The sequence below is a fragment of the Myxococcus hansupus genome (genome assembly GCF_000280925.3).
GTDB lineage: Bacteria > Myxococcota > Myxococcia > Myxococcales > Myxococcaceae > Myxococcus > Myxococcus hansupus.
On record NZ_CP012109.1, the window covers coordinates 5,064,859 to 5,087,158 of the forward strand.

The window sequence follows — 22,300 nt, forward strand, 5'->3', positions numbered from 1 at the left end:
TGGAGGCCCCCGTCTCATTGGAGGAGGCCCATGCCCGGCTGCGCGCACTGTGGACACCGGCTCGACATCATCGCGAACCAGGTGGGACGGCGTGACGACTGCCCTCACTGCGGCGAGGACATCCGTTCGTGCCGCAACTGCCGTCACTTCGATTTGAGCGTGGCGAAGGAGTGCAAGGAACCCTTCGCCGAGGTGCCCAAGGACAAGGACGGCGCCAACTTCTGCGAGCTGTTCCAGATTGGCGAGGGCGGCCTCCACGTGAAGGAGGGCCGCGACGCCCTGCTGAACGCCGCGGAGGCGCTGTTCCGCAAGAAGTGACGCGGCCCGGCATGCCCCCGGCCGCCCGCTGCCCCCCCACCCACCCACCCAGCGAGTCCCAGGATGCGGCGCGCTATAGTCCGCGGCCTTCCACAGTGGGGTGCGGATGCGGTGGTTGAAGAATCTCTACGTCCAGGTGCTGCTGGCCATCGCGGTGGGTGTGCTCCTGGGCTGGCTGCGGCCGGACCTGGGCACGTCGATGAAGCCGCTGGGCGACGGCTTCATCAAGCTGGTGAAGATGATCATCGCCCCGGTCATCTTCCTCACCATCGTCGCGGGCATCGCGAAGATGGGGGACCTGAAGCACGTGGGCCGCATCGGCCTCAAGGCGCTCATCTACTTCGAGGTGCTCACCACGCTGGCGCTCGTCGTGGGGCTGGTGGTGGTGAACACGCTGAAGCCCGGCGCGGGGATGAACATCGACCCGGCGCAGATCGACACCTCCGGCATCACCCAGTACCGCGCCTCCGCGAGTCAGCAGGGCACCATCCCCTTCCTGATGGACATCATCCCCCACGACTTCCTGTCGGCCTTCACGGAGGGGAAGCTGCTCCAGGTGCTGCTCGTCGCGGTGCTGACGGGCGTGGCGCTCACGCGCCTGGGGCCCATGGGGCAGCGCGTGTTGGACCTGTCGGATGACCTGGCGCAGGTCTTCTTCGGCATCGTCGGGATGATCATGAAGCTGGCGCCGGTGGGCGCCTTCGGGGCCATGGCCTTCACCGTGGGCAAGTTCGGCGTGGAGTCCCTCAGCTCGCTGGGCCGGCTGCTCATCGCCGTCTACGTCACCTGCGCCCTCTTCGTGTTCCTGGTGCTGGGGATGGTGGCGCGCCTGTCCGGCTTCTCCCTGTGGAAGCTGCTGCGGTACATGCGCAGCGAGCTGCTGCTGGTGCTGGGAACGTCCTCGTCGGAGTCCGCGCTGCCGCGCCTGCTCAAGCGCCTGGAGACGCTGGGCTGCGACCGGGGCGCGGTGGGGCTGGTGCTGCCCACCGGCTACTCGTTCAACCTGGATGGGACGTGCATCTACCTGACGATGGCGGCCATCTTCATCGCCCAGGCCGTCAACGTGGACCTGACGCTGGGCGAGGAGCTCACCCTGCTGGGCGTGCTGCTGCTCACGTCGAAGGGCGCGGCGGGCGTCACGGGCTCGGGCTTCATCACCCTGATGGCCACGCTGGCGGCGCTCAACGGCAAGGTGCCCGTGGAGGGCGTGGCCCTGCTGCTGGGCGTGGACCGCTTCATGTCGGAGGCGCGCGCCATCACCAACGTGATTGGCAACGCCGTGGCGACGCTGGTGGTGTCCAAGTGGGAGGGCGTGCGTGACGACGCCGTCATGCACGCCGAACTGGACAGCGGGCCCAAGCCGCTGGAAGGGCTGCACCTGGGCCACGGCGCCTGAGCGGACGGCTCAGAAGCCGTAGATCTTCGAGATGATCTCCTTCATCACCTCGGAGGTGCCGCCGCCGATGGTGATGAGGCGCACGTCGCGCCACATGCGCGCGATGGACGTCTCCTCCACGTAGCCCATGCCGCCGTAGAACTGCTGGCAGTCGTAGGCCACGCGCTGGGCCAGGTCACCGGCGAACAGCTTCGCCATGGAGACCTCCTTCACCGGGTTCTCCTTCCGGTCGAAGAGGTCCACCGCGTGGTACGTCAGCCGCTTGGCCGCCTCGATGGCCGTCAGGTGCTCCACGAACTTGTGGCGCCACACCTGGAACTTCATCAGCGGCCGGCCAAAGGCCTCGCGCTCGTTGCCGTACTGGATGGAGTCCTCCACCATCCGCTCCATGCCCGCCACCGTGGTGATGGCGCCCACCAGCCGCTCACCCTGGAAGTTGGTCATGATGTGGTAGAAGCCCTGGTTCTCCTCGCCCAGCACGTAGCGGGCGGGGATGCGGCAGTCCTCGAAGTAGAGGACGGCGGTGTCCGAGGACAGGTTGCCCACCTTGTCCAGCTTCTTGGAGACGCCAAAGCCCTTCACGTCCGTGGGGAACGTCACCAGGGAGATGCCGCCGTAGCCGGCCTCGCCCGTGCGCACCGCCAGCGTGATGAAGTCCGCGCGCGTGCCGTTGGTGATCCACATCTTCGAGCCGTTGATGACGTAGTCATCCCCGTCCCGGCGCGCCGTCGTCTTGATGCTGGCCACGTCCGAGCCGCAGCCCGGCTCGCTCACGCCCAGCGCGGCGATCTTCTCGCCCTTGAGCGCCGGCTCCAGGAACTCGCGCTTCTGCTCGTCGGTTCCAATCTCGTTGATGATGGGCGTGGCCATCTGGCTCTGCACCAGCAGCGCCATGTTCACACCCGCGTTGAGGCTGCGGCTCAACTCCTCCGCGAACACCGTCACGTACCAGTAGTCCAGCCCGCTGCCGCCGTACTTCGGGTCATGGCTGATGCCCAGGAAGCCCAGGTCTCCCGCCTTGCGGAACAACTCCTTGGGGAAGATGCCGGCCCTGTCCCACTCCAGGCCGTGGGGCGTCATCTCCTTCTCGACGAAGCTGCGCACCGTGTTGCGGAAGGCCTCGTGTTCCTCGGTGAACGGGTGGGGCATGGGGGGTGTGTCCTCGCGAAAGGATTGATTCTGGAATCAATAACAGGGGCCTCTAGGTGCCACAAGCGGCGCCTCCGTGACACACATCCCCCGCCTCCAGGCCAAGGGACGCTCCCAATGCGGCATGTCATTTTTCCTGCCCGCCCAGCGGCCGGGCGTTAAACGCCCCCGATGGGAGATAGTCCGCAATGCGGAGTATCCCCTTGACAGACAGTTCAGAGACTGTAGTTTCTGGAGCGCAGACTTTCCATGTAGAAGCCGGTTCGGAAATGTCTCCCAGGGGACAGGTGCCCCATGACCGGCAGGAGCAGGACGACCGTGATTCGACGCATGTGGATGGCCGCGGCAATGGCAGCGGTGGTGACGACGGGCTGTGGCAAGGCCAGCAACAAGCCGGCCCTTCCCGAGCAGACGGGGGCCACGGCGATGGGCGTGCGTGCGATCACTCCGGCCACGGAGCTGAGCGCCGACGTCACCCGCGTGACGGGGCAGATCCGCTCCAAGCACGAGGCGGTCCTCGGGCCCCTGACCACCGGCACCCTGGCCAAGATGAACGTCCGGGTGGGCGACAAGGTGAAGAAGGGCCAGGTCCTGGCGGCGCTGGACGCCTCCAACGTGGTCATCAGCGTGGAGCAGGCGCGCGCGGTGAAGCAGGCGGCGGACGCGGCCCTGGAGCTGGCCACGTCCTCCCTGGAGCGCACCCGCAAGGTGGCGGAGTCCGGTGGCGTGGCCGCCGCGGGCCTGGATCAGGCCGTGATTGGCCAGAAGCAGGCCGCCGCGCAGGCCGCGCAGGCCGCCGCCGGGCTGCGGCTGGCGGAGGAGATGCTGCGCGACCACTCCATCATCGCCCCCTTCGACGGCGTCATCACGTCCCGCACGAAGAACATCGGTGACTCGGTGGCGATGACGCCCTCCACGCCCATCTTCACCCTGGTGGACACCACGGGGCTGGAGGTCCGCGCCCAGGTCCCCGAGTCCGTGGTGGACAAGATCCGCGTGGGCGGCAAGACGCACGGCACCGTGAGCCCCAGCGGCGCTCGCTTCGACGTGCAGGTGGCGGTGGTGGGCGCGGTGGTGGACACCACCAACCGCACCGTGGAGGTGCTGGCGGACGTGGTGGGTGAGCCTTCCTCCGCGCTGCGGCCCGGCGCGCTGGTGGAGCTGGACTTCTCCAACCTGAGCGACGCCGACGACAAGGGCCTCTTCCTCCCCACCCAGGCCGTCAGCGCCCGGGGTCAGGAGGGTTTCGTGTGGGTGGTGCAGGACGGCACGGTGCGCAAGCGGGATGTGCGCGTCGAGCGAGTGCTGCCGGGTTACGTCCGCATCCTCCAGGGACTGGCCGCCGACGAGCGCGTGCTCGCCGATTCCTCCCTGGACGTGAAGGAGGGCACGGCCGTCCGCGTAGTGCAGTGACGCCTGCCCTCCCCTTTCAAGCTTTGGAGTCCTGAATGCTCAAGACATTCATTTCGCGCCCCGTCTTCACCGCGATGTTGATGCTGGCGCTGGTCGTTTTCGGCGTGAACGCCTACCCACGCATCGGCGTGGATCAGTTCCCCGACGTCGAGTTCCCCGTCGTCACCGTCACCACGGTGCTGCCCGGCGCGGACCCGGAGTCGATGGAGAAGAACGTCAGTGATCCGTTGGAGGAGGCGCTCAACACCCTCAACGGCGTGGAGCAGCTTCGCTCCATCAACCTGGAGAGCGTGTCGCAGATCGTCGTGCGCTTCACCCTGGACACCAAGGTGGACGTGGCGTCCCAGGACGTGCGTGACCGTGTCCAGGCCACGCTGAGCAAGCTGCCGACGGAAATCGAGACGCCGGTGGTGGAGAAGTTCGACATCGGCGCGGCGCCCATCATGACGCTGTCGCTGTCCGGCGCGCTCCCCATCGAGGAGATGACGCGCGTCGCCGAGGACGTGGTGAAGCCGGCGCTGCAGCGCAACCCGGGCGTGGGCAGCATCGACGTGGTCGGTGGCCGCGAGCGTGAAATCCAGATCATCGTGGACCCGGAGCGGCTGCGCGGCTTCGGACTGGCCGTCAGCGACGTGAGCCAGTCGGTGCGGGCGCAGAACCTGGACGTCCCGGGTGGCCGCACCATGGACAGCGGCCGTGAGCGCGTGGTGCGCCTCACCTCCGAGGTCAAGAGCGTGGACGAGCTGCGCAACATCATCATCGCCAGCCCCAACGGCGCGCCGGTGCGCGTGCGCGACGTGGCGGACGTGGTGGACGGCCCGGAGGAGGCGCGCTCCAGCGCCAAGAGCGGTGACCGCAGCGCCGTGGCGCTGGTGGTGCGCAAGCAGTCCGGCTCCAACACGGTGCAGGTGGCCGAGGCCATCAAGGAGTCCCTGGGCGAGGTGAACAGCCTGCTGCCCGAGGGCGTGCGCACGGAGATGGTGACGGACAACTCGCGGTTCATCCGCTCGTCCATCGCCGCGGTGCAGTTCGACCTGGTGCTCGGTGGCTTCCTCGCCGTGCTCATCGTGCTGGTGTTCCTGCGCAACCTGAACTCCACGCTGGTGGCGGCCATCGCGCTGCCGGTGTCCGTCGTCGGCACCTTCGCCGTCATGGCGGCCCTGAACTTCACGTTCAACGTCGTGACGATGCTGGCGCTGACGCTGTCCATCGGTCTGCTCATCGACGACGCCATCGTGGTCATCGAGAACATCGTCCGGCACCTGGAAGAGGGAAAGACGCCCATGGAGGCGGCGCTCGTCGGCACCGGGCAGATTGCCCTCGCCGTGTTCGCCGTGACGCTCGCCATCGTCGCCGTGTTCATCCCCGTGGCCTTCATGGACGGCACGATGGGCATGTTCTTCTACCAATTCGGCGTCACAGTGGCCGTGGCGGTGCTCATCTCCTACGCGGTCTCCATGACGCTCACGCCCATGCTGTCGTCGCGCATGCTGAGCCACCACGGATCTCCCACGGGCGTGTCCGCCATGGTGGAGAAGGTCCTGGTCGCCACGGAGACGGGCTACCGCAACATCCTGGCCAGCATCCTGCGGCACCGGGCCATCACCCTGGTCGTCGCCGTGGCGGTGCTCTTCCTCACCTTCTTCATGGCCGGGTTCCTGAAGTTCACGTTCATCCCCGAGCAGGACAACAGCAACATCAAGCTGGCGGTGGAGCTGCCCATCGGCTCGACGCTGCAGGAGACCCAGGCGGAGCTGGACGCGCTGGACGCGCAGGTCCGCGCCCTGCCCGGCATCGACTCCACCTTCGCCACCGCCGGTGGCGGCGTGCAGGAGGAGGTCCACAAGGGTGAGCTGCTCATCAACCTGATTCCGCTGAAGGACCGTGGCTTCAACCAGGGCGAGCTGAAGACGTACCTGCGTGGCGCCATCACGCCCCGCAGCGGCGTCACCGTCACGGTGCAGGACGTCGCGGCCATTGGCGGCGGCGGCGCCCGCACGCAGCAGATCCAGTTCAACCTGCGCGGCGACAACTGGGACGAGGTGGTCAAGGCCGCCGACAAGGTCCAGGCCGAGATGCGAAAGAATCCGGGCCTGGTGGACGTGGACATGACGTTCCGCTCGGGCAAGCCGCAGTACGACGTCAAGGTGGACCGCGAGCGCGCGGCCGCCCTGGGCGTGCCGGCGGCCTCGCTGGGCTCCACGCTGCGTGCCTTCCTGGGCAAGGACAAGTTCGGCGACTACCGCGAGGGTGGCGAGACGTACGAAATCAAGGTGGCGCTGCCGCCGCAGACGCTGGCCTCCGCCGACGCGCTGGGCAAGCTGACGGTGCGCAGCACGACGGGCCAACTGGTGGAGCTGCGCAACATCGCGACGATTACGCCGGCCGACGGCCCGGTGCAGATCGACCGCGAGTCCCAGAAGCGGCAGATCACCCTGCTGGCGAACCTGGCGTCCGGCTACGCGCTGAGCGACGGCATGAACTTCCTCAACGCGTACGCGGAGAAGGAGCTGCCCAAGACGATCATCTACGACTTCGAGGGTAACGCGAAGGAGATGGGCAAGTCGGTCGCGGCGTTCGGCTCCGCCCTGCTGCTGGGCATCATCCTCATCTACATGATTCTGGCGGCGCAGTTCGAAAGCCTCATCCACCCCTTCACCATCATGATGTCGCTGCCCTTCGCCCTCATCGGCGCGATTGGCGGTCTGCTCATCACCGGTCAGGCCATGTCGATGTTCGCCCTCATCGGCATCATCATGCTCATGGGTCTGGTGGTGAAGAACGGCATCCTCCTGGTGGACTTCACGCTGCAGCTTCGTGAAGAAGGCAAGACGGCCACCGAGGCGCTGCTCCACGCGGCTCCTGTCCGTCTGCGCCCCATCCTCATGACGACCATCGCGATGATCGCCGGCATGATTCCGGTGGCGGTCGCCAAGGGTGACGGCGCGGAGACGCGCGCGCCCATGGCCATCACCATCATCGGCGGTCTGGTGACGTCCACGTTCCTCACGCTGGGCGTGGTGCCTGTGGTGTACTCGCTGATGGATCAGCTCATCGAGAAGATGAAGCGCCGCAAGGGCCCGGGCGCGTCCCATGGCACGCCGCACTCCGTGGGTCCGAAGCACGGCGAGGACTCGCCTTCCGTGGCCGCCGCGGCCCGGGTGGAGACGGCTTGATGCGCAGGCCGGATGACAAACCGGCCGTCCTCGCGAACCGGCGAGGCGACCCGGGCGAGGAGGGACAGGACCTCCACGAGGACGGTGGCTCCGAGGAGAGTCACGGTCCGGTGGTCGAGGTCGGCGCCTCCACGCCCGAGTCGCGGCGCCTCCACGAATTGATGATTGAGTTCAGCCGCTACCGCTCGCTGAAGAACCCGCTGGCGGGCATCTGCGAGGACCTCCAGCTCACGCCCACGCAGATGCATGCGTTGTCGTGGCTGGGCAACGACGGTCCGGTGCAGGTGGGGGTGCTGGCGCTGCGCGTCGGCATCACCCGGAAGACCATCACCGGGGTCGTCGACCGGCTGGAGAGCATGGGGCTGGTGGAGCGGACCCGTGACGTGGAGGACCGACGCGCCGTCGTCGTGCGCCTCACCGAGCAGGGCGACAGCGTCTTCGCCCGCATCGACCGGGGGCTCGACGAGAGCCTCCGCCGGGTGCTGGATTTGATGACGCCCGAGGACCGGGACGCCGTGTTCGGCATCCTGGAGCGGATGCTGGCGAAGCTCACGGCCGAGGCACAGTCGGACGAGGGCAACTCGCAGGCGAGCTGACGTTGGGCTGATGTTTTCACGCACGCGCGCGGGTCCGGATTCGGGCCCGCGCGCGTTGTCGTTTGGGGGGCACGGGATTGAGCTCGCGGCAGGTGCAGGAACCGCCTGGGGCTGCGACGCTCGCGTCCGCCACGCATGCCGATGACGCCCCTGCTCCCAATTGGACTCGCCCTGAGCCTGGGCGCCCCCGCGTTGCCCGCCACGACGCAGGCGGAGTGCGTGGCCCCCGTGATGGTGCAGGCCGTGCGTCCCGGTGACATGCAAAGCGACAGTCGGGCGCGGAGGGGCGACGTCTCGTTGCCCGCCACGGCGCAGGCAGAGCGCGCCGCCCCAGTAACGGAGCAGACCGAGCGCGTCGCCCCCGCAGCGGCGCAGGCCGAGCGCGCCGCCCCCGCAACGGCGCAGGCCGAGCGTGCCGTCGACGTGCAAGGTGACAGTCAGGCGCGGCGGGGCGACGTCTTGGCACTGCTGTCCCTGCGATGTCGACAGTGGGCAGCCGCGCCCGAGAACCCCTGGGCCCTGGCGCATGGCATGGTGCTCGACGGGCGCGCCTTCCGAACGCGGGATGGCCAACCCGCCGCGGACACGGTCATCGCGGGATTCCTACGCCGGACGCCCGAGCGGCTCTTCTTCGAGCCGAGAACCGCCGATGGCACACCGGTGGAGCCCCATCCCGCCTTGCAGGTGAAGACGCTGCTGCGCTCGGGCTACCGCCTGTCGCACCAGTTCAAGGCGTCCTGGGGACCGGTCACGGTGCGGGACCTCGTCGCGCAGGTGCAACGTGACCACCGCCCTGCCCTCGCGGCCAGCCCAGAAGGCGCGTGGGCCTTGGATGCCCTGTCCCTGGCGCACAAGCCCGGCGATACCTTCCTCGATGGCACCGGCACTCGGGTCCACGTTGACGCGGTGATGCGGGAGGCACTCGCCACGCTCGAAGCGGCGCAGGCGGAACTCGCGGAAGGGATGCGCGCGGGGCGGCCCGAGGTCCCCAAGCGCAAGCAAGGCATCTACGCCCACCCCTGCGGCGGCCTTCACTACTTCCAGGCCGTGGCCGGCTGGGCCCGGCACGCCCGTGTCCGAAAGGCGTGGCGCGAACGGCTCGACACGCAGGTGGACGTGCTCCTGTACCGGCTGGACTCGGAGGGGCGTCAGTACGAGGCGGCGCTCGCCTCCATGCCCGCGGCGTACCGTCTCCCTCTGCTGGTGCAGATGCTGAAGTTCCAGGGCCACCTGCTGGAGACGCTCGGCCGCTACCGCGACGACACGGGTTGGCGGCCCACCCCGGCACAGCAGCGGACCGTGGAGCGCGCGCGCACAGCACTGGAGACCACCGTGCGCAGGCTGAACGCGGCGGGCGCCTTCGACGGCCTGCCGGCCATCGCGGCCCAGCAGCCCCAGCTCGCGCTGGACCTCGTGGGCGACACCTGCCACGCGGCGCACGGCGAGGCCCTGTGGCGCGCGCCGCCGCTCAGTGCCCCAAGCGCGCCCGCTCCTCGGCGGTGAAGCCCGCCTCCTCCAGAATCTCCCGCGAGTGCTGTCCCAACGCGGGCGGAGCACGCAGCGGCGTCTCCCCCATGCGCAGCGGCGTGAGCAGGTGCGTCACCTTGCGACCCAGCGTCGCGTCCTCCGCCTCGACGAACAGGCCCCGGGACTTGAGCTGCGCGTCCTGGAGCACGTCGTCCCCCTCCGCCACCGCCTCGATGCACAAATCCGAGCCCGCGAAGCGCTCCTGCCAGTACGCCAGCGGGTGCTCGGCGAACAGGCGCGTCAGCTCCGCCTTCACGCGCGCTCCCGCCTCGCCCGGGGCATAGGCGTCCTCCATCAACCCCGGGCGCCCCAGCCGCTCGCACACGCCCGAGAAGAACTTCGGCTCCAGCGCGCCCACCGCGAGCCACCGGTCATCCGCTGTGCGGTACAGGCCGTAACACGCGTAGCCCCCGTTGAGCGCCTCCGTCCCGCGCTGCAACGGCGTCCCCTCCGCGCCCATGTAGAGCCGCGACGCCAGGTGCATGTGCAGGAAGGCCAGCGCGCCGTCCGTCATCGACACGTCCACGAAGCGCCCCTGCCCCGTGCGCTCACGTTCGTGCAGCGCCGCGAGGATGCCCACCAGCGCGAAGAGACTTCCGCCGCCAATGTCCCCCATCTGCACGCCGGGGAAACCGGGCGCCCCGCCGGGCTCGCCGCCGTAGCCCAGCAGCCCCGCGCGGGCCACGTAGTTCAAGTCGTGCCCCGCCTTCAGCCGGTCCGGGCCCGTCTGCCCATAACCGGAGATGGCGCACACGATGAGCCGGGGGTTCTCCGCGCGCAGCACGGCATCCCCCACGCCCAGCTTGTCCAACACGCCGGGCCGGAAGCTCTCCACCACCACGTCGTAGTGGCGCACCAGCCGCTTCAGCGCCTCGCGGCCCTCGGGCTGCTTCAGGTTCAGCGTCAGCGAGCGCTTGTTCCGGTTGAGGCCGTAGAACAGGCCGCTGACGTCGTCCCGCAGCGGGGGCATCTGCCGGACGTAGTCGCCGCCCTCCGGCTCCTCCAACTTGTCCACGGTGGCGCCCAGGTCGGCCAGCACCAGCGTGGCGTAGGGACCGGGCAACAGGCGCGACAAATCCAACACACGCAGGCCAGCGAGCGGAAGCGACGACATGGGCACTCCTCGAGGAAGAGACTCCGGGGTGTGGAAACGACAGCGGCGCGGCCCCTGGAAGGAGACGCGCCGCGGACGACTCAGGCCTCGGGAGCGCTGCCGCTCACCAGGGCCAGGTCGGAATCAAAGCAGCTTCGCGAGCTTCATCGCGAGGCCCATGTCCATGGGCTTGAACTTCAGCTTGCCCTGCATGGCCGCCATCTGCGCGTTGAGCTTCTTCTCGCGGATCTTCACGAAGTCGTCGTTGCTCACGCTGATGGTCATCTTGGCACCGTCGGTGGCGCCCTCGGTCACCCAGCCCTCCGTCTTGGTGGTGTCCAGCGTCCACTTCCCGCCGCCCTCACCGGAGACGTCAAACACGATGACCGCGTTGATCTCCTTCGCCAGCTCCGGCTTCGCCTTGAGGGACTCCGGAATCTGGTTCTCGATGATGTCCTTCGCGTTCATGCCCCACTCCTTGTCGCCTGATCGTTGATTTGAAAATCAAAGACGGGGGGACCGTAATGGCGCCCCCTTGGCAGGTCAAGCCACGGATGCGGCATCTGTCAGGCGCTGGTGGACGCGGCCGCGGGATTCAGCGCCCGGCGCACCATGTCCAACAAGTCATTCAGTTCGAAGGGCTTCGCCAGGTGGCCCACCGCGCCGATGTCCGCGGCCTTGCTGCCCACGTTGCGGTCGGCGCTGAGGACGATGAGCGGGACGCGCGCCACCTCGGGCGGCTTCTGCCGCATCCGCTGCGCGAACTCCCAGCCGTCCATGACGGGCATCATCAGGTCGAGCAGGATGAGGTTGGGTGGTTCAGGCTCGAGCCGGTCCAACGCCTCCTTCCCGTTCCGCGCGCGGCGGATTTCGAAGCCTTCGGCTTCCAGAATCTCTGAAAGGGCCTCCAGGATGTCCGGGTCGTCATCGACGACGAGGACAACGGGGGCACCCGCATGCTGTGCATTGTGCAAGGTCAGAGCAGTCTCCCGAGGGTGCGACGCGGAGATTCTTCAACCATCCTCCCACACGGCCGCGCAAGAAAATGCGCCCACGCCGCCAGACATGGGCCCACGTTGCAAAACCGACAGTCACTGCCCACCCTTTCCGTGACCTGATGGACTGGAGGCGAGGAACGTGGCGAGCCCGGGGGAGCTGACGACAGGGGATATGGCGGCACCAGGGCTGCTGCTGCTCCCGCGACAGGGCCCTCCGCGCCTGCTCGGACGCTCCCTGTTGGAGCAGTTGGGCCTGGAAGAAGTACCTGCCCGCGTGGCCTCGGTGACGGAGCTGCTCGAGTCCGCGGGCTTCCAGCGGCGCCCGGGCAGCGGCAGCCTCTGGAGCCGGGACGGCCAGGTGCTGATGGCCGGCGAGGAGCGCCTGGAGGACGGCGGCCGGCTGCTGTGGACCGCGCCCCTGAGCTGGGACGAGGCCGGAGTCCGCCGCCGTGTGAAGTACCTGTCCATGGCCTCGCATGACCTGCGCGGCTCGCTGGCGAACGTGCGCTCCTACGCGGCCCTGCTGCTCAACGGCCGGGTGCCCCTGGAGCCGAAGGTCCAACGTGGCCTGGAGACCATCCTCCGCAACGCGGACCGCTCGCTCTCCTTCTCCCAGGACTTCTTCGACGCCAGCCGGGCGGACCTGGGCGCCCTGCCCTGCGAGCTGGAGCGCCAGTCCCTGCTCCCCATCCTGGACGCGGCGGTGGAGAAGCAGAGCGCCGCGGCGAAGGCCGCCCAGGTGACGCTCGTCCTGGACCTGGGGCCCGGGGACGCGACGCCCGACATCGTCGTGGACGGGGCCCGCATCCAGCACGCGGTGGAGTCCTTCATCCAGTACCAGCTCGCGCGTGCCCAGCCGGGCGAGGTCATCCGCCTGCGCATCCGCGCGTACCCGCCCCGGGTCCGCGTGGAAGTCCGCCGGGACGGAGCGCCGCTGACGGACGAGGACGCCTCGGCCGTGTTCCAGCGCGAGGAGCGCGCCTTCCGGGAGAAGAAGCTGGAGGACCCCCTGCGCGTCTACCTGGCACGCCAGGAGGTGGAGGCCCACGCTGGCAGCGTGGGTGTGGAGACGGACCGGGAGGGCAGCACCCTGTACCTGACGCTCCCGGAGGCCCCCGCGGCGGAGCTCGGTTCCCCAGCGAGCATGCAGGCTTGAGTCGTCCGCCGGTCTTGCTGGCGGTCGGCGGCGCCCATCGGTATGCTCCTCGCGTCTTCACGAAGGAGCCGGGTAATGGGTTTGAAGGGAATGGAAATCCTGCTGATCATGGGCGTGCTGCTGCTCCTGTTCGGAGCGTCGCGCCTGCCGCAGCTCGGCTCTTCGCTGGGAAGCGCGATCCGCAACTTCAAGCGTGGCTTCGGCGGCGAGGGTGAAGATGCGGCCGCCCCCGGGGACAAGAAGTCCTCGGGCTCGCTGTCCAGCGCCACGGGCGTGGACAACAACGTGTCGAAGAGCCAGACGCCCAGCAGCCACGTCTGAAGCACCCGGGGCACCCCGCCCCTGACCTGAAGTGCGAGACGCCCGTGCCGCCCCGTTCATCCGGGGAGGCCGGGCGTTCGCATTTGCCCGTCAGTCGACGACGGTGGTGCCTTCGTACATCCGGTCGAGCTGCGCCTTGTACTTCTGGCTGCAGACCTTCCGCTTCACGCTGAGCTTGGGCGTCAGCTCCTCCGTCTCCTGGCTGAAGTCGGCCTCCAGCACCGCGAAGCGCTTGAGCGTGGAGTACGGCGGCTGCTGCGTGTTGACCTGATCCACCGCCGCCTTCACGGCCGCGTGGACCTCCGGACGCCGGGAGTTCTCCGCGTAGGTGCCCACGGGCGCGCCCTTCTCCTGGAGGAGCTTGCGCGCGGCCTCGTCCGACACGGTGATGAGCACCACCAGGTACGGCCGCTTGTCCCCTGTCACCACCGCCTGGCTGATGATGGGGTGCGTCTTGAGCGAGTTCTCCAGGTTCTGCGGCGCCACGTTCTTCCCGCCCGCGGTGACGATGATGTCCTTCTTGCGGTCGGTGATGCGCAGGTAGTTGTCCGAGTCCAACTCACCGATGTCGCCCGTGTGGAACCAGCCGTCCGCGTCGATGGCCTCCGCCGTGGCCTCGGGGTTCTTGTAGTACCCCTTCATCACGGAGGGCCCGCGGATGAGGATTTCGCCGTCGGAGGCAATCTGGACGTCCAGGCCGGGCATGGGCGCGCCCACGGTGCCGATCTTGATCTTGTGCTCGCGGTTGACGGTGGAGCCGGCGGACGTCTCCGTCAGGCCGTACCCCTCCAGCACCTTGAGGCCCAGCAGGTCGAAGAAGTAGCCAATCTTCGGCGACAGCGGCGCGCCGCCGGAGATGAACAGGCGCATGTTGCCGCCCAGCTTCTCGCTGATGGCCGCGCGCACCTTGGCGAACACCAGCTTCTTGGCCAGCGCGAAGCCCAGCGAGCTGTACTCGCGGCCCTGGCTGCGGGCCTCCACGTACTCGTCGAAGAGCTTGAAGGCCCAGCGGAAGAGCCGGCCCTTGAGGCCCGGCGCCGAGGAGCCGTTGGCCACCACGTTGTTGTAGACCTTCTCGAAGACGCGCGGCACGGACGGCAGGACCGTGGGCCGCGTCTCCACCAGGTTGGCCAGCAGCTTCTCCACCGACTCGGCGATGATGAGCCGGTAGCCCATGCTCAGCCAGGACGCCTTCACCACCTGGGCGAAGACGTGCGCCAGCGGCAGGAAGAGCATCACCGAGTCACCCGGCGCCATCATCCCCACGGACTGGGCGGCCTTGGCCTCGAAGGCCCAGTTGCGGTGGGTGAGGATGACGCCCTTGGGGTCGCCCGTGGTGCCGGACGTGTAGATGAGCGCGGCGGTGTCATCCATGGACACGGCGTTCACGCGCGCATCGAAGTCGTCCGGGCGCGCGGCGTGCTCGGTGCGGCCCTGGGCCACGAAGTCCGACAGCGCCAGCTCGTTGCCACCCGCCGCCGGGCCCTCGAAGAGGACCAGCTTCGCGACGGAGGGACACTCGGCCAGCTTCTGCCGGATGCGCGTGAGGCGGCCGGGCTGGCGGACGTCCTTCTCGTCGTTGTCGATGAAGACGAGCGACGTCTCGGAGTGGTTGAGGATGTACCGGCATTCATCCGGCGTGTTGGACGCGTAGATGGGGACGGTGATGGCCTGCGCCGCGCCAATGGCGAGGTCACAGATGAGCCACTGGAGGCTGGTGTTGGCGAAGATGGCCACCCGGTCTCCGGGCTTCACCCCTTGCGCCACCAGCGCCGCGGACATCGCCTTCACGTCTTCCAGGAACTGGGCGAAGGTGACGTCCTGCCAGCGGCCGTCCTTCTTGTGTGACGCCCCCACCGTTGACGCGTTCTTCGCGCGCTGGATGAGCAGTTGTACGAGCGTCCCGTCCTGAAGTCCCCCCGGGGTAGCGGGAGCCGCTACCTGATTCTCTGCCCTCATCTGAGCTCCTTCTCGATGTCGGCTTCGACCTTCTTGGACCACTCCTGTACGCGCCGCCCCTCCGCGGGGTCATACGCGACGCTGCCTTGCTTCACCTTCTGAAGGGTGTCCCGCGCCTTGGCGGCCTTGCCGTCCCGAAGCTGCGTCTCCGCGAGGAAGTAGTAGGCGCGCAGCATCTCCGGGTGCTTCGCGATGGCCTTCTCGTAGAGGCTGGCGGACTTGGCCAGATCCCGCTTGGGCCACGGCAGCTCGTAGTAGTAGCGGCCCTTGGCCAGCAGCGGCGCGCCCCGGTCGTAGTTCGCGTCAATCTGGAGGGCCTTGTCGAGCCGCTCGTTGAACTTGCCCTCGAGCCCCTCGCCCAGCGCCTTCATGATGCCCACGGCCTGGGAGTACGCACCGATGCCGGTGGCCGCGTAGTAGTGGCCCTCCACCCGGGCGGGCGCGAGCTTCACGGCCTTCTCGCCCCAGTCCCACGTCTGGCGGCCCAGCACCTTCTTGAGCTTGTCGCTGGCCGCGCCGTCCGCCTGCCACTGGAGGATGCGCGCCTTGCGCCACACCAGCTCGTAGTCCTCGGGGGCGGCGTCCAGCGCCGTCTTCAGCGCGCCCTCGTAGGCCTTCTCCCCACCCGCGTCGCCCCGCTTCGCGTACAGCGCGTCAAGCTCGGACAGCAGGGAGGCTTCAGCCCCCCAGGCAGGCAGGCTCAGGAGCAGGCACAAAGCAAATGAAATCAGGCGCATAAGCGCGGGGCTTAGCACGCGCAATTGCCCGCTAGCAAACCAACGGACCTCAAACATCCACCAAACGACACGAGGCGGGAGCAGTGCGGGTTAACCCGTACCGTCCCGCCTCGACAAGGCGCCCTCCCAGGTGGGGAGGCTGTTGGGGGCCCTCACGCGGCGTCGGCCGCGTGCTCGCCCAGGTCCACGAACTCCTCGTTCTCGTTGAACGCGGAGAGGTAGCGCTCCAGGAAGTTCTTCGTCTTCAGCTCCACCTGACGCACGCGCTCGCGCGACACGCCCCAGCGCTGGCCCAGCTCTTCCAGCGTTAGCGGCTTGTCCTGGGTCAACCGCTCCGTGAGGATGTCCCAGCCCAGGTCACCAATGCGCTTGCGCACCTTGGCGAGCGCCTCCTGAATCTCGGTGTCCTGTTCGTGCGACAGGAACACCTGCTGAGGCGAAGGGCCGTTGTCCTCCAGCCTGTCGAGGAAGGTCGTCTCGCCGTCCTCGTCGATGCTGGCGTCCAACGAGAAGTCCACCATGCTGCCGCGCTCCGCCTCGCCGCCGCGCACCTGGCTGCGGTTGTCCTTCAGATACCGGGTGATGTAGGCGCGAATCCACCACACCGCGTAGGTGGCGAAGCGCACGTTCTTCTTGGGGTCGAAGTGCTCGATCGCCTTCATGAGACCGACGTTGCCTTCCTGGATGAGGTCATCCAGACGCGAACCGCGATTGGCGAACTTCTTCGCCACGGCGACAACGAAGGCCAGATTGGAGCTGGCAAGCGTCTGCCGCGCGGACTCGTCACCCTTGCGGGCGCGGCGTGCGAGCTCGTACTCCTGCTCACGCGTCAACTGCTGGTGCCCGCCCAGGTTCCGAAGGTAGTGCGACAGGCCTTCCGCTGCGTACCTCGTCGAATTGGCCATGATTTCCCGTCCTCCGTTCGATGCCGGACGCGCTCCCCTGCCGCCTCGCGTCCACCTGGAACTAAGACGCGCAACGAGCGAAAGGGTTTCTCATTCCAGCCCCGAATGATCATTTCGCGCGGCATTCCCAGTCCGTCTCAAGACTTGGACGGTAAGCCGCTCGACGCCGGGACGAAAAAAGAGCCGCGTCGGCCACGCATCAAGAACGCTTGGGAGCCGGGAACATTTTCGCGGGATTGAGCAGCCCTGATGGGTCGAAGAAGGCCTTGAGCCGACGCTGCAAGTCGATGAGCGCGGGCGCCTGCTCCAACGGCAGATATTCCCGCTTCGCGTGGCCCACACCGTGCTCGCCTGTGATCGTTCCGCCCAGCTCCACGGTCAGCACCAACATGCGTCGCAGGGCTTCGTCCACGAGCGGCCGTTGATGGGGACCGTCGTACAGGATGTTCGCGTGCAGGTTGCCGTCACCCGCATGGCCATATGTGGCCACCGTGAGGCCCAGCTCACTCCCCATGGCCTTCAGTCGCTCGATGACCTCGGGGATGCGCGAGCGCGGGACGACAATGTCCTCGGAAATCTTGCGAGGCTTGAGGGCCCGGAGGGCTGGGGAAATCACCCGGCGCGCGGCCCACAGCTTCTCGCGCTGGGAGGCATCCTGGGCCACCAGCGTCTCGGTGGCGCCCTGGCGGGTGCAGATGTCACTGAGCTGAGACATCTCCGATAACAGGCCGTCACGTCCGTTGCCGTCGACCTCCACGATGACGGCCGAGCCCGCGCCTGGGGGGAACTGAAAGCCGCGGCCATCCACGGCGCGAAGGGCCACATCGTCGATGAGCTCCAGGCACCGGGGCAGGATGCCCGCGGCCAGCACGGCGGACACACCTCGCGCGGCGTCCATGACGGACGGGAACACCACCAGGGCCGTGAGCACCTCGCGGGGCAGCGGGATGAGCTGCACCGTGATTTCGGTGGCGACCCCCAGCGTGCCCTCCGAACCGACGAAGAGGCCCACCAGGTCGTAACCCGCCACGCCCTTGATGGTGCGCCGACCCACCCGGAGGACCTCGCCGTCCGGCAGCACCCACTCCAACCCGATGACGTAGTCCCGGGTGACGCCGTACTTGAGCGCGCGAGGACCGCCGGCGTTCTCCGCCACGTTGCCGCCCAGCGTGCAGACCTCCCAGGAGTTCGGATCCGGTGGATAGAAGAGCCCCACCGCCTCCACCGCCTTCATCAAATCGCCAGTGATGACACCGGGCTGCACCACGGCCGTGAGGTCCTCGGGGGAGATGGAGAGGATGCGGTTCATCCGCTCCAGGCTCACCGCCACGCCGCCCTGCAAGGTCAGCGAGCCGCCGCTCTTCCCGCTCCGCGCGCCACAAGGGGTGAAGGGCACGCCGTGCGCGGCGCACGCCTTGAAGACCTCGGACACCTGCCGGGTGTCCTCCGGGAAGACGACGACATCCGGCGGGTACACCCCGCTGTCGGACTCATCCTTCGAATAGGCGGCGAGCGTGGACTCGTCGCGGCGCACCTGACCCGGTGACAACACGGTGGCCAGCGCCTCGCACACCCGCGCCACCTGCTCGGGCGCCACCCGGGGAAACTCCGCGGGCGTGCCGCTGCTCATCGGCGTGCCCCCAACCGGGCCCACAATTCACGACGCAGCGGCCCGTCGCGCCGCAAGGTGCCTTCATAGGCCTCCGCATGGGTGACGGCGTCACGCTGCTTGTCCCCGCGCAGGCGCAGACACGCCTGCTCCGCTTCGATGATGCACGCCGTGGCGGGGCTGCCCAGCACCTGGGCCAGGGAGCGAGCCACCTCCCGCGCCAGGTCCTCCTGGAGGATGAGCCGGTGCGCGAAGCAGTCCACCAGCGCCGACAGCCGGCCGAAGCCCACCACGCGCTTGCCCGGTACGTAGGCCACGTGGGCGCGGCCCGTGAGCGGCAGCAGGTGGTGTGGACACATGGAGTGGAAGCGCAGGTCCGTCACCACCACCAGCTCACCAGAGGAGCCCGGCGGCACGGGGAACGTCTCGCCCAGCGCCGCTTCCGGGGTGCGACCGTAACCGTCGAGGAACTCGGAGGTCCAGGCCTCGGCGACGCGCGAGGGGGTGTCCGCCAGGTGGACGTCCTGGAGGGACAGGCCGGCGGCGCGCAGGAAGTCCGCGACCGCGCGCGCCATGGCCGCGGTGTCAGGGGCGCTGGCGGGAGCCGGAACGGCGGTGGCTTTGCGGCGGGCTCGGGACGAGGTCACAGCGGCATCTCTCCTGGAAGGGGCCGGCATTCAGGGGGCCGGGACGCTACCCGATGCGGCCACGAGGATGTGCTGTCCCTGCACGCGCACCTCGAAGGTGGGGACCCGCACGCCGGGGTGTCGGGAACACAGCCCCGTCCGGATGTCGAACGGCCAGGTGTGCAACGGGCAGTGCACCACGTATCCCACCAGGTCGCCCTCGGACAGGGGCCCCGCCCGGTGAGGGCAGGCGTCCGCCACCGCGTGGAGTTCCCCGTTCACCCGGAAGAGGGCCACCGCGACCCCGTCCACCTGGACCACCGCGCGGCCCCGTGCGTCGAGTGCGTCCAGCGTCGCCACAGGAATGAATCCGCCGTCCGAGTGTCCGTTCATCTTCGAGAAACCCCAACGCGCCGGCGGGAGCGACACATCCCCACCCGGACGAAACAGAGCGTGATACCGTCCCTTGACACTGGCCGGGCCGCGTCATTAGAGCACCCGGCCGACGCCCTCTTCCGATGAATCAGCGAGCCCACACCTTCGCCCGCTGCACCGCGACGCTGCTCGCCGTGCTGTGGCTGTGTCAGCCGTTGAGCGCGCTGATGCACGCGAGGGACGAGCACGCGCATCGCTTCTGTCCGCAGCACCAGACGTTCGAAGAGACAGCGCTCGGCACCGGGGCCCGCCTGGCGCGCATCGCCATCGAGCAGGGCCCGCAGGTGTCCGCCCTGCCGGAGGCGGTGGCGGACTCCGCGGCCCTCACGCACGAAGAGTGCCCGCTGGTAACGACCAGCTCCCGCCCGGAGCTGCTCACGCCCTACCGCCCGTCGCTGGTGTTGACGCTGCTGGCCGTGAGCCGTCCGGCCACCGCCCCGCCCCGGGTCCACCCGCCGCTCTCCATCCTCGACACCGCTCCCAAGGCCTCGCCCCCAGCCCGCGCGTGAAGCGCGTCGTCTGAGGTCTGGCAGGTCATGGTGGGCGTGGCCGCATCGCGGGCGCCCTGTTCGAGGAGCATTCCAGGTGGACACCCGTTCGCGCGCCGTCCGCGGCGCCGTCATCGCCGTATCACTCACGCCTTGGCTGCTGAGCAGCAGCGCCCTGGCCCAGGAGCCCGCCGCGCCCCCCGCGGACGCGCCGGTTCAACCGCAAGAGGCGCCGCCTCCGTCGCTCACGCCCGCCGAGCTGAAGGAAATCGAGGACGCGCTCGGCAGCGACGCCGCGGCGGCTCAGCAGGGTGCGCCCACCGGCACCGCCACGGCGCCCTCCGGTATGCCCGGAGCGACCAGCGCGCTGTCCATCCCCGGGGTGAACAACGGCGCCGGCGCCAACTTCCTCGACCTGAGCTTCATCCTGGACGTGGCGGCGGCGGCCTTCACCGACAAGGAGCCGATGCAGTCCGGCGCGCACGACCCGACGCGCAACGGCTTCAACCTCCAGCAGTTGGAGCTGTCCATCGGCTCGGTGGTGGACCCCTACTTCCGCTTCGACGGCAACATCGTCTTCAGCCAGTTCGGCGTGGAGATTGAGGAGGCGTACGGCACCACGCTGGCGCTGCCCTACAACCTCCAGGTGCGCGCCGGTCAGTTCCTCACGCGCTTCGGCCGCATCAACCCCACCCACCCGCATTCGTGGGACTTCGTGGACCAGCCCTTCGCCGTGGGCCGCATCTTCGGCGCCGAGGGCAACCGCGGCCTGGGCACGGAGGTGTCCTGGCTGGCGCCCCTGCCCTGGTACGTGGAGGTGCTGGGCAGCATCACGGATGCCACCGGCGAGGCCACCGCGCGCAGCTTCCTGGGCGCCACCAGCGAACGGGTGCAGTCGCCGCTGGACCTGCAGGCCACCGGCGCGGTGAAGCAGTTCTTCCCGCTGTCGGACGACCTGTCGCTGATGTGGGGCCTGTCCACCGCCACCGGCCCCAACCCCACCGGCCACCGCAACCGCACGGACGTGTTCGGCACGGACATCTACCTGCGCTACCGGCCCGTGACGCAGGCGTACAACACCACGCTCATCACGTTCCAGACGGAGGCCTACTACCGCCGCCGTCAGGTGCCGGGAGACGTGCTCACCGACTTCAACCTCTACGCCCAGACGGCGTGGCGGTTCTCGCCGCGCTGGGCCACCGCGCTGCGCTACGAGCTGGGAACGGCGGCGCGAGGTGAAGGCGGCGAGCGCATCGCCGACCCGTTGGATCCGGAGTGGACGGAGAGTCGCAACCGCGTCTCCGTCAACGCCACCTTCTGGCCCACCGAGTTCTCCCGGCTGCGCCTCCAGGCCGCCAGGGACCGGGCCGGATGGCGGGACGAAGCCGGTTATTCGCTCATGCTCGCGCTCGAGCTGGTCACGGGTGCCCACGGCGCCCACGCGTTCTGAACCCTTTCATAGGAGCCATGCCCATGCGTCCTACCCGACTGTTCGCGGCCGTGTGCGCCGCCCTCACCCTCTTCGTCGCCGCCCCCGCGCGCGCCGACCTCAACGTCGTCACCACGCTGCCGGACCTGGCCGCGCTCACCAAGGCGGTTGGCGGCAAACATGTCCAGGTGCAGGCCCTGGCCCTGTCCAGCCAGGACCCGCACTTCGTGGACGCCAAGCCCAACCTGGCCCTGGCGCTCAACCGCGCCGACCTGCTCATCGCCGTGGGCCTGGACCTGGAGATTGGCTGGCTGCCCACGCTCCAGGTGGGCGCGCGCAACTCGAAGATTCTCGTGGGCGCGCCGGGGTACCTGGTGGCCTCGCAGTTCGCCCGGCTGCTGGAGGTCCCCACCGTGCAGGTGGACCGGGGCCAGGGCGACGTCCACCCGGGCGGCAACCCGCACTTCCTCTATGACCCGCGGCAGGCGCTGGCCGTCGCGAAGGGCATCACCGAACGGCTGGCGCAGTTGGACCCGACGAACGCCGAGGCGTACCGCGCCAACCTCGCCACCTTCACCACCGACTTGGAGAAGGCGCGCGCGGACTGGGAGAAGCGGCTGACGGCCCTGCGCGGCCAGCCCGTCATCGCCTACCACCGGACCACCGCGTACCTGTCCGACTGGCTCGGCTTCGAGACCATCGCGTACTTGGAGCCCAAGCCCGGCATCCCGCCCAACCCGTCGCACGTGGCGGGCGTGCTGGCGCAGGGCCGTCAGCGCAAGGCGCGCATGCTGTTGATGGAGAGCTACTACCCGGACACCACCGCGCGGCTGGTGGCCTCGAAGATTCCCGCCCCGCTCGTCACCCTGCACGGCGGCACCGACTTCAAGGCCGGCGAGACGTACATCCAGCACATCAACGAAATGGTCGAGCGCCTGGAGAAGGGCCTCGCCGGCAAGGGGACCTGAG

Annotated in this window: 21 protein-coding genes; 11 read left to right on the forward strand and 10 right to left on the reverse strand. The window is 68.7% G+C overall.

Features of this window, described 5'->3' with window-relative positions; genetic code table 11:
- Positions 1-30: 30 nt before the first annotated feature.
- Both A176_RS19505 and dctA read left to right on the forward strand, forming a co-directional pair.
- Entirely contained in the window at positions 31-318 is a 288-nt protein-coding gene (locus tag A176_RS19505) for a hypothetical protein (RefSeq protein ID WP_002639718.1), read from the forward strand.
- 106 nt (positions 319-424) lie between these two features.
- Positions 425-1,714 (forward strand): C4-dicarboxylate transporter DctA, encoded by a 1,290-nt coding sequence (gene dctA / locus A176_RS19510; protein WP_002639178.1) that lies wholly within the window; start codon positions 425-427, stop codon positions 1,712-1,714.
- A gap of 9 nt (positions 1,715-1,723) precedes the next feature.
- Here the strand turns inward: dctA and A176_RS19515 are convergent, their stop codons facing one another.
- Entirely contained in the window at positions 1,724-2,863 is a 1,140-nt protein-coding gene (locus A176_RS19515) for an acyl-CoA dehydrogenase family protein (protein ID WP_002639179.1), read from the reverse strand.
- A 294-nt stretch (positions 2,864-3,157) separates the two neighbouring features.
- Between A176_RS19515 and A176_RS19520 the strand changes: the two genes are divergently transcribed.
- The 4 genes from A176_RS19520 (at position 3,158) to A176_RS19535 (ending at position 9,551) form a co-directional block, all read left to right on the forward strand.
- Positions 3,158-4,276, forward strand: a complete 1,119-nt coding sequence (locus A176_RS19520) for an efflux RND transporter periplasmic adaptor subunit (protein WP_044890115.1) — start codon at positions 3,158-3,160, stop codon at positions 4,274-4,276.
- 35 nt (positions 4,277-4,311) lie between these two features.
- Entirely contained in the window at positions 4,312-7,452 is a 3,141-nt protein-coding gene (locus A176_RS19525) for an efflux RND transporter permease subunit (RefSeq protein WP_002639181.1), read from the forward strand.
- Positions 7,452-8,048 carry a MarR family winged helix-turn-helix transcriptional regulator gene (locus tag A176_RS19530; RefSeq protein ID WP_002639182.1) on the forward strand — a complete coding sequence of 199 codons (597 nt, stop codon included), beginning with the start codon at positions 7,452-7,454 and terminating at the stop codon, positions 8,046-8,048. Before A176_RS19525 ends, A176_RS19530 begins: the two co-directional genes overlap by 1 nt.
- Before the next feature lie 141 nt (positions 8,049-8,189).
- On the forward strand, positions 8,190-9,551 hold the full coding sequence (locus A176_RS19535; RefSeq protein WP_226993927.1) for a hypothetical protein: 1,362 nt from the start codon (positions 8,190-8,192) through the stop codon (positions 9,549-9,551).
- Here A176_RS19535 and A176_RS19540 read toward each other — a convergent pair.
- The 3 genes from A176_RS19540 to A176_RS19550 form a co-directional block, all read right to left on the reverse strand.
- On the reverse strand, positions 9,517-10,689 hold the full coding sequence (locus tag A176_RS19540; protein WP_002639184.1) for a CaiB/BaiF CoA transferase family protein: 1,173 nt from the start codon (positions 10,687-10,689) through the stop codon (positions 9,517-9,519). The genes A176_RS19535 and A176_RS19540 overlap by 35 nt on opposite strands.
- 123 nt (positions 10,690-10,812) lie before the next feature.
- Positions 10,813-11,136 (reverse strand): SCP2 sterol-binding domain-containing protein, encoded by a 324-nt coding sequence (locus A176_RS19545; protein ID WP_002639185.1) that lies wholly within the window; start codon positions 11,134-11,136, stop codon positions 10,813-10,815.
- 98 nt (positions 11,137-11,234) lie between these two features.
- Entirely contained in the window at positions 11,235-11,642 is a 408-nt protein-coding gene (locus A176_RS19550; RefSeq protein ID WP_002639186.1) for a response regulator, read from the reverse strand.
- 196 nt (positions 11,643-11,838) lie between these two features.
- Between A176_RS19550 and A176_RS19555 the strand changes: the two genes are divergently transcribed.
- Together A176_RS19555 and tatA are read left to right on the forward strand one after the other, a co-directional pair.
- The gene (locus A176_RS19555) at positions 11,839-12,822 is read left to right on the forward strand and encodes a sensor histidine kinase (protein WP_044890114.1); all 984 of its coding nucleotides are present in this window, start codon (positions 11,839-11,841) and stop codon (positions 12,820-12,822) included.
- A 75-nt stretch (positions 12,823-12,897) separates the two neighbouring features.
- Positions 12,898-13,143: a twin-arginine translocase TatA/TatE family subunit gene (tatA, locus tag A176_RS19560; protein ID WP_002639188.1), complete on the forward strand. Its 246-nt coding sequence runs from the start codon at positions 12,898-12,900 to the stop codon at positions 13,141-13,143.
- A 90-nt stretch (positions 13,144-13,233) separates the two neighbouring features.
- On the opposite strand, the gene A176_RS19565 is transcribed toward tatA, so the two are convergent.
- The 6 genes from A176_RS19565 to A176_RS19590 form a co-directional block, all read right to left on the reverse strand.
- Positions 13,234-15,102, reverse strand: a complete 1,869-nt coding sequence (locus A176_RS19565) for an AMP-dependent synthetase/ligase (RefSeq protein WP_002639189.1) — start codon at positions 15,100-15,102, stop codon at positions 13,234-13,236.
- A complete protein-coding gene (locus A176_RS19570; RefSeq protein ID WP_002639190.1) occupies positions 15,099-15,839 on the reverse strand; it encodes a tetratricopeptide repeat protein in 741 nt (246 codons plus the stop codon). Before A176_RS19570 ends, A176_RS19565 begins: the two co-directional genes overlap by 4 nt.
- A 152-nt stretch (positions 15,840-15,991) precedes the next feature.
- A complete protein-coding gene (locus A176_RS19575; protein ID WP_002639191.1) occupies positions 15,992-16,744 on the reverse strand; it encodes a sigma-70 family RNA polymerase sigma factor in 753 nt (250 codons plus the stop codon).
- A gap of 199 nt (positions 16,745-16,943) precedes the next feature.
- A complete protein-coding gene (locus A176_RS19580; protein WP_002639192.1) occupies positions 16,944-18,374 on the reverse strand; it encodes an FAD-binding oxidoreductase in 1,431 nt (476 codons plus the stop codon).
- Positions 18,371-18,928, reverse strand: a complete 558-nt coding sequence (folE, locus tag A176_RS19585) for a GTP cyclohydrolase I (RefSeq protein ID WP_002639193.1) — start codon at positions 18,926-18,928, stop codon at positions 18,371-18,373. The genes A176_RS19580 and folE overlap by 4 nt, the downstream gene beginning before the upstream one ends.
- 102 nt (positions 18,929-19,030) lie before the next feature.
- On the reverse strand, positions 19,031-19,339 hold the full coding sequence (locus A176_RS19590) for a Rieske (2Fe-2S) protein (RefSeq protein WP_237076888.1): 309 nt from the start codon (positions 19,337-19,339) through the stop codon (positions 19,031-19,033).
- A gap of 158 nt (positions 19,340-19,497) precedes the next feature.
- On the opposite strand from A176_RS19590, the gene A176_RS19595 reads away from it, so the two are divergent.
- The 3 genes from A176_RS19595 (at position 19,498) to A176_RS19605 (ending at position 22,299) form a co-directional block, all read left to right on the forward strand.
- A complete protein-coding gene (locus A176_RS19595) occupies positions 19,498-19,923 on the forward strand; it encodes a hypothetical protein (protein ID WP_002639195.1) in 426 nt (141 codons plus the stop codon).
- A 76-nt stretch (positions 19,924-19,999) separates the two neighbouring features.
- Positions 20,000-21,352 (forward strand): hypothetical protein, encoded by a 1,353-nt coding sequence (locus tag A176_RS19600; RefSeq protein ID WP_002639196.1) that lies wholly within the window; start codon positions 20,000-20,002, stop codon positions 21,350-21,352.
- 17 nt (positions 21,353-21,369) lie between these two features.
- The gene (locus A176_RS19605; protein ID WP_044890111.1) at positions 21,370-22,299 is read left to right on the forward strand and encodes a metal ABC transporter solute-binding protein, Zn/Mn family; all 930 of its coding nucleotides are present in this window, start codon (positions 21,370-21,372) and stop codon (positions 22,297-22,299) included.
- Position 22,300: the final 1 nt, after the last annotated feature.